Annotated in this window: 14 protein-coding genes; 4 read left to right on the top strand and 10 right to left on the bottom strand. The window is 67.8% G+C overall.

Annotated elements, in window-relative coordinates:
- Positions 1-199: 199 nt before the first annotated feature.
- The 3 genes from NNJEOMEG_RS12245 to NNJEOMEG_RS12235 all read right to left on the bottom strand — a co-directional run bounded on the left by NNJEOMEG_RS12245 (position 200) and on the right by NNJEOMEG_RS12235 (position 3,026).
- Positions 200-1,831 (bottom strand): UbiD family decarboxylase, encoded by a 1,632-nt coding sequence (locus NNJEOMEG_RS12245; protein ID WP_173084835.1) that lies wholly within the window; start codon positions 1,829-1,831, stop codon positions 200-202.
- A 33-nt stretch (positions 1,832-1,864) separates the two neighbouring features.
- Complete coding sequence (locus NNJEOMEG_RS12240) at positions 1,865-2,236, bottom strand: nuclear transport factor 2 family protein (RefSeq protein ID WP_173084834.1); 372 nt, start codon at positions 2,234-2,236, stop codon at positions 1,865-1,867.
- Between the two features lie 130 nt (positions 2,237-2,366).
- Positions 2,367-3,026 (bottom strand): TetR/AcrR family transcriptional regulator, encoded by a 660-nt coding sequence (locus NNJEOMEG_RS12235; protein ID WP_235956943.1) that lies wholly within the window; start codon positions 3,024-3,026, stop codon positions 2,367-2,369.
- 174 nt (positions 3,027-3,200) lie between these two features.
- Between NNJEOMEG_RS12235 and NNJEOMEG_RS12230 the strand changes: the two genes are divergently transcribed.
- The gene (locus NNJEOMEG_RS12230) at positions 3,201-3,671 is read left to right on the top strand and encodes an EVE domain-containing protein (RefSeq protein ID WP_173084833.1); all 471 of its coding nucleotides are present in this window, start codon (positions 3,201-3,203) and stop codon (positions 3,669-3,671) included.
- A gap of 32 nt (positions 3,672-3,703) precedes the next feature.
- Here the strand turns inward: NNJEOMEG_RS12230 and NNJEOMEG_RS12225 are convergent, their stop codons facing one another.
- The 5 genes from NNJEOMEG_RS12225 to NNJEOMEG_RS12205 are packed head-to-tail and all read right to left on the bottom strand — an operon-like array spanning position 3,704 to position 6,737.
- Positions 3,704-4,555 (bottom strand): universal stress protein, encoded by an 852-nt coding sequence (locus NNJEOMEG_RS12225; RefSeq protein ID WP_173084832.1) that lies wholly within the window; start codon positions 4,553-4,555, stop codon positions 3,704-3,706.
- A gap of 3 nt (positions 4,556-4,558) precedes the next feature.
- Positions 4,559-5,614 carry a sulfite exporter TauE/SafE family protein gene (locus NNJEOMEG_RS12220; RefSeq protein WP_173084831.1) on the bottom strand — a complete coding sequence of 352 codons (1,056 nt, stop codon included), beginning with the start codon at positions 5,612-5,614 and terminating at the stop codon, positions 4,559-4,561.
- 25 nt (positions 5,615-5,639) lie between these two features.
- Positions 5,640-5,939, bottom strand: coding sequence for a hypothetical protein (locus NNJEOMEG_RS12215; RefSeq protein ID WP_173084830.1), 300 nt, complete (start codon positions 5,937-5,939; stop codon positions 5,640-5,642).
- 57 nt (positions 5,940-5,996) lie between these two features.
- Complete coding sequence (locus NNJEOMEG_RS12210; protein WP_173084829.1) at positions 5,997-6,563, bottom strand: putative universal stress family protein; 567 nt, start codon at positions 6,561-6,563, stop codon at positions 5,997-5,999.
- A 6-nt stretch (positions 6,564-6,569) separates the two neighbouring features.
- Complete coding sequence (locus NNJEOMEG_RS12205) at positions 6,570-6,737, bottom strand: hypothetical protein (protein WP_173084828.1); 168 nt, start codon at positions 6,735-6,737, stop codon at positions 6,570-6,572.
- A 250-nt stretch (positions 6,738-6,987) separates the two neighbouring features.
- Here NNJEOMEG_RS12205 and NNJEOMEG_RS12200 point away from each other — a divergent pair, with 250 nt between their 5' ends.
- Together NNJEOMEG_RS12200 and NNJEOMEG_RS12195 are read left to right on the top strand one after the other, a co-directional pair.
- Complete coding sequence (locus tag NNJEOMEG_RS12200) at positions 6,988-8,997, top strand: S16 family serine protease (RefSeq protein ID WP_173084827.1); 2,010 nt, start codon at positions 6,988-6,990, stop codon at positions 8,995-8,997.
- 69 nt (positions 8,998-9,066) lie between these two features.
- Entirely contained in the window at positions 9,067-10,941 is a 1,875-nt protein-coding gene (locus NNJEOMEG_RS12195) for a DUF262 domain-containing protein (RefSeq protein WP_217270526.1), read from the top strand.
- A gap of 56 nt (positions 10,942-10,997) precedes the next feature.
- Here the strand turns inward: NNJEOMEG_RS12195 and NNJEOMEG_RS12190 are convergent, their stop codons facing one another.
- Together NNJEOMEG_RS12190 and NNJEOMEG_RS12185 are read right to left on the bottom strand one after the other, a co-directional pair.
- Positions 10,998-12,350 carry a sigma-54-dependent transcriptional regulator gene (locus NNJEOMEG_RS12190; RefSeq protein ID WP_173084825.1) on the bottom strand — a complete coding sequence of 451 codons (1,353 nt, stop codon included), beginning with the start codon at positions 12,348-12,350 and terminating at the stop codon, positions 10,998-11,000.
- On the bottom strand, positions 12,347-13,816 hold the full coding sequence (locus NNJEOMEG_RS12185; RefSeq protein ID WP_173084824.1) for a sensor histidine kinase: 1,470 nt from the start codon (positions 13,814-13,816) through the stop codon (positions 12,347-12,349). Before NNJEOMEG_RS12185 ends, NNJEOMEG_RS12190 begins: the two co-directional genes overlap by 4 nt.
- Before the next feature lie 159 nt (positions 13,817-13,975).
- Between NNJEOMEG_RS12185 and NNJEOMEG_RS12180 the strand changes: the two genes are divergently transcribed.
- A complete protein-coding gene (locus NNJEOMEG_RS12180) occupies positions 13,976-16,081 on the top strand; it encodes a SpoIIE family protein phosphatase (RefSeq protein ID WP_173084823.1) in 2,106 nt (701 codons plus the stop codon).
- The last annotated feature ends 151 nt before the right edge of the window (positions 16,082-16,232 follow it).

Raw genomic sequence — 16,232 nt, 5'->3', positions numbered from 1 at the left:
TGTTGGTTGCCGGTCTTTGGCGGGCGGCTTCGCCGTTTCACCAACCGGTTGGTTGAATCTTCGCGTTTGGCTCGGCCGCCGGGGAGCGTTGTTTCCGCGCATGCCCGGCCGGAAGGCTCCATCAAGGCGGCGGCCCGGGGATGCGCCCGCGCGGCCCGCCGCCCTGTGGCGGGCCGCAGGGCCGCGCCGGACGCCGGGCCTACTCCTTGAAGACGATGCCCACGGCGGGCTCCTGGGGGCTGGCCGTGGCGCTCATGTTGGCGGCGCTGCGCCGCCCGTTGGCCATCCAGTCGCCCTTGGCGGCGCGCAGGGCGCAGGCGTCCCACTCCTCGGACCAGTCGCCCAGGGAGTAGCCGCTCCAGGGCGACTCGGGCGTGAGCCGGGGCAGGCCCAGCTCCTCCCAGAGGGCGCGGGCGCGCTCCATGTATTCGCGCTTGGGCAGTGCCACGGGGGGGTAGGTCCCCTTGGCGGTGGCGTCCACGAGCATGGTGGCGTCGCCGTCGGAGCCCTTGAGCTTGGGCCCGTGCCCCGGCCCCCGGAAGGGGATCACGTGGGTGTCCTGGGCGGGGTTGCAGCGGTAGGCCATGGCCCAAAGCACATGGTCGGCGTTTTCGGGGTCGATGTCCTCGTCGATGGCGATGCAGAACTTGCCGATGGCCGGGGTGAAGGAGGCCGCGCCCTCCAGGGCTCGCCAAATCTCGGTGCGCGGCGTGCCCGCTTTCACGCTGACGAACAGGAAGCGGCGCAGGTTGGTGAGCGGCTCGTGCATGGAGACGCGCGTGACGCCCTTGATGTTCAGGGTGTCGCGCAGGTGGGCCAGGTAGAGGGGCTCGTAGGCCACCTTCTTGATCACGCTGGACTCGCAGGGCGTCACCTGGCTGATGATGGAGCTGATCACGTAGTTGGCGCGCCGGGTGATGGCCGTGACGGTCATGGAGTAGTTGTACTCCTCCAGGGCCATGTAGCCGTGGGATTCCCCGAAGGGGCCTTCGGGCTCCAGGCGGGCGGTGTCGATGGTGCCCTCCACGATCACCTGGGCGTGGGCGGGCACGAGGAGGTCCACGGTCTTGCAGCGCACCACTTCCACGGGGCTGCCGGCCAGCGCGCCCGCCACGGTGAGCTCGTCCACGTCCAGGGGCAGCTTCTGGGGGCCGGTGAAGGCCACCAGGGGCGGCGCGCCCAGCACGGCGGCCACGGGCATGGGCTCGCCGCGCTTGCGGTACTTCTCCCAGTGCACGCCGCCGCCCGCCAGGGTGGAGCGCTCCATCATCACGGCCACGCGGTCGCCGGCCTTGAGATTGCCCCGGTAGAGCCCCAGGTTCTGGATGCCGGAGTCCGGGTCGCGGCTCACCCAGAGGGCGGCCGTGAAATAGGGGGCCGTGTCCCAGCCCGGCGTGGAGACCGGGATGGGCAGGGCGTCCAGGCCCCTGCCCTCGCCCTTGAGGTCGTCGCCGGTGAGCACCACCTCCTGGCAGGGGGCCTTCTCCACCACGCGCGGGGCCACGGGATTGGCCATGGCCCTGATCCACGTGTCCCCGATGGCCTCCTCGGGGCAGCCCATGCCCAGGGCGTAGATGGCCCGGTTGCCCGCCAGCGCGCCCACGGCCACGGCCGCTCCGGGGTAGGAGCGGCCCTTGGCGTCGGTGACGTTGGTGAAGAGGAAAGCCTTGCGCTCGGGTTCGGGGATGTGCCCCCGGTACTGCCAGCGCACCAGGGGGTGCAGTTCGCTGTCCTTGTCGATGGGGCGGTCCACCACGTGGAGCAGGCCGTTGGCCTTGAGCAGCTCCAGGTGATCGGTCAGGTCGCGGCAGGAGCCGGGCGTCTGGGGCATGGGATCTCCTCGGATGGGGGGGCGAACCGGGCGTCAGGGCAGCTTGAGCGAATCGAAGCAGGCGTTCCAGGAGGTGATGAGGCCCTTGTCGTCCACCTCGAAGAACTCCACGGCCTCCTTCTCGAACACGGTGGAGCAGCGCATGGCGAAGGAACCCGCGCCGCAATAAACGCCCTGGAGCCGGAACCGGGTGTGGCCCAGCTGCGTGTAGACCAGGCGCAAATAAGGGGCGACGGCCTCGCGCCCGCGCAGGACGCCCTCGGCCCCCATGAGCTGGTAGATGACGGGGCTGCGCATCACCACGTCCTCGCGGAAGAGGGCGTGCAGCCGGGCCTCGTCGCGGTCGTTGAAGGCGGCGACCAGAGATTCGGCGAGCTTTCGGGCGGTTTCCTCGTCCACGAGCATGGGGACTCCGTGCGCGGCTACGATTCCCTTGAAACAGGGGTCGACGTAATGTCTTACGCTATGCACCAACCGGTTGGTTGAGTCAACGCAAAGCAGGCCGGGTCACCCGGAAACCGGGCGCGGACGGACCTCAGGCGCGGACCAGATACCGCGCGAGGATGTCTTCGAGCAGCGCGGCCATCTCCTCGAGGGAGGCCATCTCGCCGGGCATGAGCACGCTGGAGAGCTGCTCGCGGAAGGGGGCGTTGATGGTGCTCACCAGGAGCGAGCCCGCCAGGAGCACCTGGAGCGCGCCCGGCTTCACGTCGCGCAGACGGCCCGCGGCCACCCCGGCGCGCAGGTGGCGCGCCGTGATGGCGTGGATGCGCCCGTAGGCGGCCACGATCTCCGGGGTGATGCGCCGCGAGCCCCCGGCCATCTCGTGGGCCACGGTGCGCGGCAGGCGGTTGTCGGCCATGAAGGCCTCGGCGTGCAGGCGCACCACCAGGCGCAAGCCCTCAAGCGGGTCCTCGCACCCGGCCATGCGCTCCTCCATCCTGTCGGCCAGCTCGGTGAAGTGGCGCAGGAGCACCACCTGGTAGACGCGCTCCTTGCCGCCGATGTGGTAATAGATGGTGGCCTTGTTCACCCCGGCCCGGGCCGCGATGTCGTCGATGCGCGTGCCCTCGTAGCAGTGCTCCGCGAAGAGTGTGGCGGCGGCGTCCAGGATGCGGCGCACCGTCTCGGACTGGTGGTCGATGGTTTCCCTGTGGCCGTAGCGGGGCCTGTCGCGGCGGGGCATGGTGGGCATGGCGTCCTGGCCTCCCGTGTGGCCTGCGGGGAAGGCGTCTTGGGGCGGTGTGTACGCTCTGATCCCCCGGACGGCAAGGCCGCGACGGCGGCGGCCCCGGCCCGGCCTGCGCTGGCGCGCCCGCGCGCCTTGTGGCAGGAAGGCCCATCGAGTCACCCCCGAGGAGGCCCTTTCATGGCCCAAGCCTTCTGGCTTCTGAAAACCGAACCCGGCTGCTACTCCATCGCCGACCTGGCCGCCGCGCCCGACCGGACCACCGCCTGGACCGGCGTGCGCAACTTCCAGGCGCGCAACTTCCTGCGCGACGCCATGGCCGTGGGCGATCTGGCGCTCTTCTACCACAGCGTCACCGCCCCCTCGGCCGTAGGCGTGGCCGAGGTGGTGCGCGCCGGCTACCCGGACCCCACCGCCTTCGACCCCGAAGACCGCCACTTCGACCCCCGCTCCACCCCGGAACGCCCCCAGTGGTTCGCCGTGGACGTGCGCCTGGCCGAGACCTTCGCCCGACCCGTGCCCCTGGCGGCCATGCGCCTGGTCCCGGACCTGGCGGGCATGGAGCTTTTGCGCCGGGGCTCGCGGCTCTCGGTGATGCCCGTGACGCCCCGCGATTTCGAGCTCGTGCGGGCCATGGGCCGGGAGGAGTGAGAGCGCGGCGGAACCGGTCCCTCTGACGCCCCCTAGCCCTTGGTGATCCAGACGGGCATGTCGGTGTGGGCCACGATCCACTCCACCACGCCGCCCATGAGCAGGCGGCGCAGCCCCGTGCGCCCGTGGGAGGCCAGGATGAGCACCCCGGGGCCGCCCTGTCTGGCGTGCTCCAGAATGGCCTCGGCCGCGTTGCCCTCCAGGAGCGTCCCGCGCGCCGACACGCCCAGGGCGTGGGCCAGGGACACGGCCTCGTTGAGCACCGCGCGCGCCTGGGCGGTCAGCTCGGCGGAGGCCTGCGGGGCCAGGGCCAGGTATTCGTTGGGCAGGTCCACTACCGTGACCACGTCCAGGGAGGAATCCAGCCGCCAGGCCAGGTCCATGGCCTTGCGGGCCGCCTCCAGGGCGAAGCGGGAACCGTCGGTGGCCAGCACCAGGCGGCGGAGGTTCACGGCCGCGCCCTCGGGCACGATAAGCACGTCTGCGCGCGAGAAGCCTATGGTCCGCGCCGTGACGCTGCCCAGGAGCAGGCGCCCCATGGTGGAGGTGTTGCGCCGTCCCATGACGATAAGATCCGCGCTCAGGGAGTCGGCCAGGTCCGCGATGGCCTGGCCCGGCTCTCCTTCCTCGCAGGTCGTGGCCAGGGGGAGGCCGCGCCGGGCCGCCTCCCCAGCCGCCGCTTCAAGCGCCTGCTCGCAGGGTTTGCGCAGCACGCCCCGGATGTCGGAGACGCCCACCAGGCGCAGGTCGCCCTGGTAGGGGGGCGCCACGGCCACGGCCGTGAGGGCCGCGCCGTGCTCCCCGGCCAGGTCCAGGGCCGCGCGCAGGGCGTGCAGGCTGGCCGGGGATTCGTCGACGCTCGCGAGCAGACGCTTGAAGGGCATGGTTCAGGCTCCCTGTTCCTGGGCCTGGGCGGCGGGGCGGCGCGCCTTGAACATGCTGCCCAGGATGATCACCGCGCCCACCAGGAGCGAAATCACCATGAAGGCGAAGCTGATCTTGTCCAGCAGGGCCACGGTGGCGTCGCTCACTTCCATGAGGCCCAGCTTGGCCAGGTACTTGGGCATGGCGAACCCGCGCGACAGGGCCACGATGAGCATGATGGTTCCCATGACGATCTTGATCATGTGCTCGCGCACGAAGGTGGTGCCGATGGCCCCCAGCTGCACGCCCAGGAGCGACCCGGCCAGGATGATGAGCGTCAGGCGGATGTCCACCATGCCCTGGAGAGCCCAGTTCACCGATCCCGCCAGGCCCATGACGAAGGCGATCACCAGCTCGGTGGCCGAGGCCACGAGGCTGGTGGCCCCCAGGATGTAGATCATGCCCGGCACGCCCACGAAGCCGCCCACTGCGATGGTGGCGGCCAGAAGGCCCGTGGCCAGACCCACCGGCATAAGGAACCACAGCGAAATGCGCAGGTTGGCACGCTGGAAGCTGACCATGGGCCACAATTCGATCTTCTGCAGGCGCAGGGCGATGGAGCAGGTCTGCTCCGCGCCGCAGCTCTTGGCGGACTTGAGGGCGTCGGCCATGACGATGCCGCCGACCACCACGAGCACGGCCACGAAGGAGAGGCTCACGTAGAGGTCGGACCCTGCCTGCCCCCACAGGGAGAGGATGTGGTTCTGGATCTTGATGCCCACCTGCACGCCCACGCCCGCGAAAGCCGCCATGTACAGGCCCAGCTTGATGTCCACCTGGCCGTAGCGGTAGCGCTTGATGGAGCCCACCAGGGCCTTGGGGAACTTGTGGCACATGTTGGAGGCCACGGCCACGGTGCCGGGCACGCCCAGGCTCATCATGCCCGGCGTGAGCACGAAGGCCCCGCCCGATCCGATGAAGCCGCTGACCAGGCCCCCGATGAAGCCCACGATGAAGAGAAAGCCTATGCCCGCCGGATCGAGGGTGATGAAGCGGGCGGCCTCGTTGATCATGTCCATTGGTCGTCTCCTGGAATCGCTCGGGTTAGGCGCTCACGGCGGCGCGGGGGCGGGTGTCCTTGCGGGCCGGGGCCTGCGCGGCGGTCTGGGCCGGGGCCTTCTTCACGGCGTCGATGCCCAGGACCTCCCAGAGGGTCCCGGCGAAGGTGCCGTGCACCCACGAGAACAGGAACACCGTGGCGATGGGCAGCACGGTGTACACGCCGCCGCGCGCGAAATTGGCCATCATCAGGTCCTGAAGCAGGTACACGGCCGTGTAGAGGCCCACGCTGCCCAGGCCGTACGCCAGAAGCTTGCCCACCGGTTTCTTCTTCCTCGCCTGCATGAAGATTCTCCTTGCTGCTTGATGGTGCGTATCCAGGAAGGCGCCCTGCCCCCCGCCCTACCCAGTGACCTCGTAAAGGGGCATGCTCGGCCGGTAGCCGTCCCTGCCGCGCTGCTCCCTCACCGCCAGAACGAACTCCACGCGCTTGAGCCGCGAGCTCTCGCGCTCCAGCACCTCCCCCACCCGGCCGAAGCCCACCACGTGGCGAAAGGGAATGCCCGCCTGGAGCGCCCGTTCCGCGAAATCCCTCCCGGAGCGCATCGCGCGCTCCCGGAAAAACTCTCCCCGCCGGGACGCCTGCCCTTCCGGCCCCCCGGCCTCGGCAGGGCCGATGCTCAGCCCCACCACTTCCAGGCCGATGCGGTCCGCCAGTCCCAGGGCCTGGCTCACCAGGGCCTCGGGAAACTCCGGCTCCGTGCTCACGGCCACGATCTTCTTTGCGCAGACCCCCTCGCCCCCCACGGCCAGGGCCTCCCCGAAGAGGGCGTGCTCGGCCAGGCCCACCGCGCTGGCCTGGTCTTCCAGGCGCTCGCGGAACCGGCCCCTCCGGCTGACCCGGATGGCCGGTTCCCCCGCCTGCGCGGCGTTCGATGCTCCGGCGAGGCCGGTACGGCGCGTCCTCATGGCGGACTAGACCCTCACCCGGGGGCGCGCGTCCGGGGCGCGCCGCACGGCCTGGACGGCCTGGGCGTCCTTGCGGTCGGGGTCCGCCAAGTCGAGGGCGGCGAAGCGCTCGTCGCGCTCCGCGAATGCCAGGGCGGCGTAGACGGTCTCGATGCGATCCTTGATGCTGGCCATGACGGTTCCTCCTCGTGGGCGTTGTCCGTCCCCTTTCCCAAGAACCATGCCACAGGGTAATCTGCTGAAATAAAACGATATAATTTGGAGTCGCGCGCCTGATCGTTGCACATCGCAACATGAAGGCCCGCAAAGGGCGCGGAACCTGGCGTTGCAGGACGCAACGGGCGTTGCGGAATGTCACACCGTGAAACGGCGGTTGCGCGCGGCCCGGCACAGGGCGTAGCGTGTCCCAAACCACGGGGGACCCATGATCTTCTTCCAGAAGCGCCAGGAGGGCCGCGCGCCCGAAGCGCCCACCACCGACCTGGACCAGCTCGCGGCCAGGGCCGATGCGGCCCCGTTGCCGCCGCACGCGCGCGAGGCCGCCCTGCGCGAACTGGCGCGCCTGCGCAAGACCGACCCTTCCGTGGCCGAGTATTCCGTGGGCATGGGCTACCTGGACTTCCTGCTGGGCCTGCCCTGGAGCGCCGCCACCCAGGACCGCCTGGACCTCAAGGCCGCCTCGCGGATCCTGGACGCGCGCCACCACGGCCTGGGCCAGGTGAAGGAGCGCGTGCTGGAGCACCTGGCCTCGCGCGTGCTGCGCCAGGCCACGGAGTTCCACATCCTGGTGGTGGACGACGAGGACATCGCCCGGGCCAACCTGGAGCACGTGCTGAAAAAGGAAGGCTACCGCGTGCGCGGCGCGGCCAACGGCCTGGAAGCCCTGGAGGAGGTGCGGCGTTGGGAGTTCGACCTCATCGTCACGGACCTCAAGATGGAGAAGATGGACGGCATGCAGCTGCTGGCCGAGGCCCGCAGGCTCTCGCCCTCCACGCAGGTGATGATGGTCACGGGCTTCGCCACCGTGGACACGGCCGTGCAGGCCATGCGCCAGGGCGCGGTGTACTACCTGGCCAAGCCCGTGAACCTGGACGAGCTGCGCTCCACGGTGGCCGGCCTGGCCCGGGAGAAGACGCGCCCCGCCGTGTTCCGCAGCCCGGTGCTCTGCTTCGCGGGGCCTCCGGGCACGGGCAAGACCTCCGTGGGCCAGGCCATCGCGGAGGCCCTGGGGCGCAAGTTCCACCGCATGTCCCTGGCGGGGCTGCGCGACGAGGCCGAGCTGCGCGGCCACCGGCGCACCTACGTGGGCGCGCTCCCCGGCCGGGTGCTCCAGTCCGTGAACCGCCTGGGCGTGCGCAATCCCGTGTTCATGCTCGACGAGCTGGACAAGATCGGCAAGGACTTCCGGGGCGACCCCGCCGCCGTGTTCCTGGAAATGCTCGACCCCGAACAGAACACGCAGTTCGTGGACAACTACCTGGAGGCGTCCTTCGACCTTTCCCAGACCCTCTTCATCGCCACGGTCAACGACGTGGAGGAGCTTTCAGGCCCCCTGCTGGACCGCCTGGAGGTGGTGCCCTTCCAGGGGTACACCACGGGGGAGAAGGTGCGCATCGCCCTGGGGCATCTTGCGCCCCGGCAGCTGCGCGAGAACGGCCTGACGCACCCCTACCCGGAGTTCACGCCCGGCGCGGTGGCGGCGGTGGTGGAGGGCTACACGCGCGAGGCCGGGGTGCGCAACCTGGACCGGGAGCTGGGCCGGGCCTGCCGCAAGCTGGCGCTGCTGCGCCTGGAGGGCGGGGCCGGGGCGGGCGCGCTCACGGTGGACGAGGCCATGGTCCCGGCGCTTCTTGGCCCCGCGCGCCACGTGCGGGAGGCGGCCGGGGGCGCGCCGCGCGTGGGGGTGGCCACGGGGCTGGTGTACGCCGGGCACGGGGGCGAGATCATTTTCGTGGAGGCCATCCGCATGAAGGGCACGGGGGAGATCACGCTGACTGGCTCGCTGGGGGAGGTGCTGCGGGAGTCGGCGCGAACGGCCCTGAGCCTGGTGCGCTCGCGCGCCGGGGAGCTGGGGATCGACCCTGCGGCGTTCCTGGAGGAGGACCTGCACGTGCACATCCCGGCGGGCTCGGTGCCCAAGGAGGGCAGCTCTGCGGGTCTGACGCTGGCCCTGGCGCTGGCCTCGCTCTACACGGGCAGGCCCCTGCGCCGCGACGTGGCCATGACCGGCGAGATCACCCTCTCGGGCGACGTGCTCCCCGTGGGCGGCATCCGGGAAAAGCTGCTTGCGGCCGCGCGCGCCGGGGCCGCCCGGGTGATCCTGCCCGAGGGCAACCGTCCCCACGTGGCGGCCCTGGCCGGAGACGAGACCACTGGCGTCGAGGTGGCGTTCGTGAAGACCGTGCAGGAGGCGCTGGGGCTGGCGGGGGCGTGAGGGGGGGATAAGTAGCCACCGCTCCACCGTCTCGGAAAGCGCGATTTAAATAGACAAAACAAAAGGAGCATGCGAAGATTCAAAAAATTAGGCCGCCAAGCCGAAACAAAACCTTACCCACCAGGATGGCCAATGTACGCCGACGTGTCGAATATAAAAGAATTGCTTGGACCGGCCCGCCAACTTGCGGCCCCTTTGTTCCAGAGACCTTATGTTTGGACTGAAGATGATCAGTGGAAACCACTTTGGGATGACATACGCCAACTCGCAGAGCATAAAGCATTAAACCCAGAGGACAGTGCAGGCCATTTTATTGGCGCAATAGTTCTGGACCAAGCCAAAACATCAATCAACCGCCCAGATACGCGCTATATAATCGACGGCCAACAACGACTTGTAACAGTTATCACTGTACTTGCAGCACTTCGAGACACCCTTTCAAGTCACCATTTAGAAAATCAAGCGAAAACCATTGACAGCCTTATTGTCAACCCTGGGGCGTTTGCAGAGAGTGACGACAATTATAAGGTCTTACCCACCACAAAGGACCGGCGCGCGCTAAAATATGTTGTCAGTGCCAGATCCTATCACAATGTCCACGAAAATTGGAAAAGCAGTGTGGAAGATTTCTCACACTCCATTATCAACGCATATAAATTTTTTTACGCCAGCATCCAGGCATGGACGCAGGATGCATCTCAGCTACCATCTAAATGCACAGCCCTAATGTCTGTCTTGTCGGAAAAACTGAAGCTAGTTGTAATTAACATGGAAAACGACGACGATCCACAAGTGATTTTTGAAACGCTCAACACAAGAGGCACTCCGCTTCTTCCTTCAGACTTGATTAAAAACTTCCTTTTCCGCCTATCAGCCAATGAGGAGGATGAAATCCTCTCACTTTACGAAAAACACTGGCAACAATTTGACGTCGATGAAAGCTTCTGGAGGGAAAAATCGACCCAAGGCCGATTCGAGAGACTTCGGATCGATATGTTTTTCCACCACTATACAACCATGCTAAAGGAGAAAGACTTTCTGGTTGGCAATCTATTCTCAGAGTACAAAGGCTATGTAAAGACATCAGGCCACAGTATAAACAAGCACTTCAAAAGCATTAGAACATTTTCAAACCATTACAAGCGATTCTATCGCGACCACGGAACAGGCCTAGAGCAAACATTTTTTGAAAGACTCCATACACTCGAGATAACAACAGCCCTTCCTTTGTTATTAAAGGTCTACGATGAGCATTCAGACATCGATGACAGGCCAGAGCTATTTAAAATCTTGACGACGATCGAGTCTTATCTTGTGAGACGAACGGTGTGCCAACTCACAACTCAGGCTTATAACAACATATTTTTGGGCATGCTAAAACGTATCAACAAAACCGGGATATTCAACTCCACGACGATCAAGGAGTACCTGCTAAGCATGGCAGGAGATAGCGGGAGGTGGCCAAACGACGATGAATTTCACACAAGTTGGACCCAGCAGCCGCTATACAAGAAAATTAGCAAAGGCCGCCTCCAAATGATCCTTCGTGCGATAAACGCATCAATGGAGTCCACTAAAACTGAAAAAGTAAAAATTAAAGGCAAGTTAACGATCGAACATTTTATGCCGCAGAAATGGGAAGAGCACTGGCCGCGCCCTCATCACATTGTTAATGACCTCATAAAAAGAATAGAATTTGACGCAAACAGAAACAGAGCAATTGACACCCTTGGCAACCTGACTTTGTGCACGGGTCAACTAAATGCCGCCGCCTCCAACAACGGTTTTGCAGACAAAAAGAAGTTGCTCCTTGAACACACCGTGCTCCGGATAAATAATTTTATTCATCCCCTGGAAAAATGGGACGAGGCTGAAATCACCAAGCGCGCCAATGACATGTTTCACCACGCGAAAAGTCTGTGGCCTTATCCGGCAAATGTTTAATCTGCACTTAATGTACCCTGCCAAAACCACTACATAACAAGAGATGTCACCCTCACTCACTCCACCCCATACTTCTTCAACTTCCGCCACAAGGACACCCGATCAATCCCTAGTATCTCAGCCGCTTTCGTCTTGTTGCCGCCCTCGTGTTCCAGCACGGCCTCGATGTGGCGGCGCTCCAGCTCTTCCAGGGTGATCAGCTCCGGCCCTTGCGGACGGGCCAGGGACGGGGCCTCGCCGCGCAGGTCCAGGGGCAGGTCGCCCGTCTCGATCTGCGCGCCGTGGGCCATGATCACCGCGCGCTGCACGATGTTCTCCAGCTCCCGGATGTTGCCCGGGAAATCGTAGCCCATCAGCCGCCGCATGGCCTCCGCCGAGAATCCCTCCACCGCCTTGCCCATTGCGGGCGCGTACTTGGCGATGAAATACCCCGCCAGCAGCGGGATGTCCTGCCTGCGCCCCGAAAGCGGCGGCACGCCCAGGCTGATCACGTTGAGCCGGTAGTAGAGGTCCGCCCGGAACAGGCCCAGCTCCACCTCGGCCTTGAGGTCCTTGTTGGTGGCCGCCAGCACCCTGGCCTCCAGGGGAATCTCCCGCGTGCCGCCCACGCGGAAGAAATGCCGCTCCTGCAGCACGCGCAGGAGCCGCACCTGCATGACCGTGGACATCTCCCCGATCTCGTCCAGGAAGAGCGTGCCGTCCCCCGCCACCTCCATCAGGCCCTTCTTGAGCGTGGCCGCCCCGGAAAAGGCCCCCTTCTCGTGGCCGAACAGCTCGCTGGCCAGCAGGTCCTCGTTGAACGCCCCGCAGTTCACCGCCAGGAAACGACGCCCGCAGCGCGGGCTGGCCTCGTGCACCGCGCGGGCCACCAGCTCCTTGCCCGTGCCCGTCTCGCCCTGGATGAGCACCGTGGAGTCCGTGGGGGCCACGTGCCGGATGTTCTCCCGCAGGGCCTGCACCGCCGGGCTCTCCCCGATGATCAACGGACCGCGCCCCAGCCCCGCCATCTGCCGGGTGAGCCGCGCCACCTCCTGGCGCAGGCGGCGTTTGTCCATGGCCTCGGCCACCGTGGCGCGCACCTCGGCCAGCTGGTAGGGCTTGGTGAGGTAGTGGCAGGCCCCCAGGCGCATGGCCTCCACGGCCGTGGCCACGGTGGCGTGCCCGGTCATCACCACCACCTCGGTGTCGGGCCACAGCCGCTTGGACTCGGCCAGCACGGCGATGCCGTCCATGCCCTTCATGCGCAGGTCGGTGAGCACCAGGTCGAACTCGCGGGCGGCCAGGAGCTCCACGGCGACCTCGCCGCTGGACGCGGCCACCGTGGCGTAGCCCTCCCGGGCCAGGATGTGCCCGAGGTTCTCCACGGCGATGGGCTCGTCGTCCACGAGAAGGATCACGCCGCCCCTCATGCCGCGCCCTCCGAAGCGCCCTGGGGCGCGGGCAGCGGCAGGCGGATCACGAAGCGCGCGCCGCCCCCGGGGGCGCGCTCGGCCCGGATGGACCCCTTGTGCTTCTCGATGATCCCGAACACGATGGAGAGCCCCAGCCCCGTGCCCTTGCCCACCTCCTTGGTGGTGTAGAAGGGGTCGAACACGCGGCCCAGGTCCTCCTCGGGGATGCCCGCGCCGGTGTCCTCCACCACGATCTCGGCGGCCTCGCCGCCCGGCTCCACGCTCGCCGACACCGTTACGGACCCGGGCGGCGTCTCGATGGCCTGGATGGCGTTGAGCAGCAGGTTGATGAACACCTCCTGCATGCGCGCGGCGTCCAGCTCCAGCACCAGCCCGGCGGGCACGCGGGCCGTGAGCGCGATGCCCGAGGGCGCCTGGCTGGAGACCAGCCGGAAGGCCTTGGCCACCACCTCGTCCAGGTGCGCGGGCTTGAGGCTGAAGTCCTTGGCCCGCGAGAACTCCAGGAGCCCCTTCACGATGTCGCGAGCGCGCAACACCTCCTGCTGGATGTTGCCGAGCATGCGCGCGGAGAATTCCGGGTCGCACTCGCGGTGCTCCTCGATGAGGATCTGGCAGGAGGTGGAGATGTTGTTCAGGGGGTTGTTCAGCTGGTGGGCGATGCCCGAGGTGAGCACCCCCAGGGAGGAGAGCTTCTTCTCCTGGATCAGCTGGCCCTGGCGGCGCTCCAGCTCGCGGGTCATGCGGTTGAAGGCCTCCACCACGTCTCGGGTTTCGTCGTGCGCGCGTGGGGCTTCCAGGGTCTTGAAGCCGCCCCGGCCGATCTCGGCGGCGGCGGCCGTAATGGCCCCCAGGGCGCGCAGGATCTTGCGCGCCAGCAAAAGCGCCAGAGCCACGCCGGAGACGGCCAGGAAGGCCCCGGACACCAGCAGCTGGCGCTTGAGCCCGGCCACCAGCAGAAGCGTGCGCTCGCGCTCTGCGCTCTTGAGCTCCAGGGAGAGGTCCACCATGTCCTTGCCGGCCTGGCGCAGCTCCTCGCGGGCCGAGACGGCCTCCGGCGCGCCGTCGCCGTTGGCGGAGGCTTCGGGCAGCAGCGCCCCGCTGCGCGCGCCGTAGTCGTCCAGCACGCGGGCCAGGGCGGCCATGGTGCGCCTGGCCTTGGCGTCGCGCGCGTCGGCGGCCATGGCGTGCAGGCTGGTCCGGGCCTGGGCGATGTAGCGGCGGCTCTCCTCGAAATCCTCCGCGTGGCCGTAGAGCAGGTAGTTCTTCTCGTAGCGGCGCACCTCGAGGATGGTGTTGGAAAGGTCGTCCGCCGTCTCCATGAGCGTGAGCGTGGCCTCCAGGCGCACCAGGGAATTGAAGGAGACAACCCCGGCCACGGAAAAGATGAGCACCGGCACGATGACTCCCGCCAGCACCTTCTGGCGGATGGTCAGGTGGGGCAAACGGTCCAGGATGTCGGTCATGCGGCCCGCCTCCGTCGCGGCGCGAGGACGATACGCCCAGCCGGGGCAGATGTCAGCCCCGGGGGAGCGCTTGGAACCCGCCGCCATCCCGCCTTGCCCCGGCGCGGGCAAGGGCCTATGCAGGGTGAAACGTACGCGTCGTCCATCTGGGAGCGGTTCATGCGCATCCGGTCAAAGCTTTCGGCCCTGCTGCTCGCGGCGGTGCTCGTCCCCCTGTGCGTCCTCGGCTGGTTCGACTGGCGTCAGGCCACCGACCTGGGCCTCAGGCTCTCCGCCGACACAGCCGCCCGGCTGGAGGCCGTTGCCGCCCGCGAGCTGGCGCACTCGGCCGAGATGCTGGCCGAGGGCTGCTCCGACGCCCTGGATCTTCTGGAGACCGCCCTCTCGCTCATGGCCGGGGAGGCCGCGCGCCTGCTGGAAGCCCCGGCTCGGCATCAGGACACCCCCGTGCTCTTCGGCACGGACTTCGACGCCGGGGTCGTGCCGCCTGAGAAGCTCGTGCCGCTGGTGGATTCCGACGTGCCCGGCTCCTACGAACACCTCGTGTTCCACACGCCCCCGGAGCTCCCACCCGCCGAGGCCCTGCGCGAGGCACGCGCGCTCCAGGACATGCTGCCCACCATGCGCACCCTCTTCGCCCGCCACAAGGACCTCATGGCCTTCGGCTACGTGGGGCTCTCCACGGGCCTGCACATGGCCTACCCCGGCCACGGCGGCTACCCCCGGGACTACGACCCGCGCCGCAGGCCCTGGTACCGCAGCGCCGCCCGGGAGCGGGGCATCACCTGGAGCGTCATGGCCGACGCCGTCACGCGACAGGTGATGGCCACCATGGCCCTGGCCGTCACGGCCCCGGACGGAAGCCTGCTGGGCGTGGCCGGGCTGGACATCCCCATGGGGGCGCTCTTCCTCAAGAGCGACCCCTCGCGCAACGTCCAGGGGAACATGCGCACCCTGGTGCTCTCCGTGAAGCCCGGAGACCTGGCGGGACTGCCCGACCCCGTGGTGGTGGCCTCCCGCGACTACGCCCGCGAAGCCGTTGACTGGAAGGCCCCCGTGGAGCTGGTGCGCCTGACCTCCCCGGACCGCGAGGCCCTGGCCGCCGTGACGCACGACCTCTCCCAGGGCCGCTCCGGCGTACGCCGTCTGCCCGTGGCCGGTCAGGACAGCCTGCTGGCCTACGCCCCCGTGGCGGGCCGGGAGCTTGCCGTGGCCCTGCTCACCCCGCGCGGGGAGGTGATCGCCGGGGCCCTGGAGGCCGAGGCCCTGGTGCTGGCGGACGTGGACCGCATGGCCGCGCGCATGGGCTGGTTCGTGTCCGCCGTGGCCCTGGCCGTGGCTGGGCTGGCCCTGGCCGTCTCGCGCACGGCCACGCGCCCGGTGCAGGAGCTGGCCCGGGCGGCCCGCAGGCTCGCGGCGGGCGACTTCGAGGCCCGCGCCCCGGAGCGCGGGCGCGACGAGCTGGCCGAGCTGGCCCGCGCATTCAACGACATGGCCCCGCACCTGCTGGAGCGCCTGAAGCTCAAGGGCGACATGGCCCTGGCCATGGAGGTGCAGCAGCACCTCCTGCCCCACCGCCCCCCCGACATCCGGGGCCTGGACGTGGCCGCCACCAGCCTCTACTGCGACGAAACCGGCGGCGACTACTTCGACTTCCTGGAGTTCGCCCAGGAGGACGCCGCCCACGCCGACATCGTGGTGGGCGACGTGACCGGGCACGGCATGCCCGCCGCGCTCTTCATGGCCTCCGGCCGGGCGCTCCTGCGCGGCCGGGCCATGGGCCTGCCCGGCCCGGCGCTCCTGCTCACCGAGGTGAACCGCCTGCTCTGGCAGGACACCCAGCTCTCGGGGCGCTTCATCACCCTCTTCTTCCTGCGCCTGGACCACAAGGCCCGGGAGCTGATCTGGTGCCGCGCCGGGCACGACCCGGCCATCCTGCACGACCCGCGCGCCGGAACCTTCGAGATCCTCATGGGGTCCGGCATCCCCCTGGGCGTGGAGCCGGACTGGACCTACACCGAGAAACGCCGCCCCTGGCTGGAGCCCGGGCAGCTGCTCCTGCTCTACACCGACGGCATCCACGAGGCCGTGAACCCGGACGGGGCCATGTACGGCCGCGAACGCCTGAAGGCCGTGCTGGCCGCCAACGCCAACGCCCCGGCCTCCACGGTGGTCAACGCTCTCATGGCGGACCTCAAGGTGTTCAAGGATGGCCTGCCCCTGGAGGACGACGTGACCCTGGTGGTGGTGAAGGCCACGCACTGATGCCCGCCCAACCGCGGCGCCTGGGCCCCGGGGCGGCGCGCCTAGGAAGGAGCGCGCCGCCACCGGGGAAGCGCCTAGAACTGCACGATGCGCACCTGGGCCAGGCGGCCGTTGCCCTCGGAGGAGAGCATGAACTGCGCCCCGTCCACGA

The organism is Fundidesulfovibrio magnetotacticus, from assembly GCF_013019105.1.
In the GTDB taxonomy this organism is placed as follows: domain Bacteria; phylum Desulfobacterota; class Desulfovibrionia; order Desulfovibrionales; family Desulfovibrionaceae; genus Fundidesulfovibrio; species Fundidesulfovibrio magnetotacticus.
Note: the sequence above shows the minus strand (reverse complement) of the source record. Positions and strands in the feature narration are given on the sequence as shown.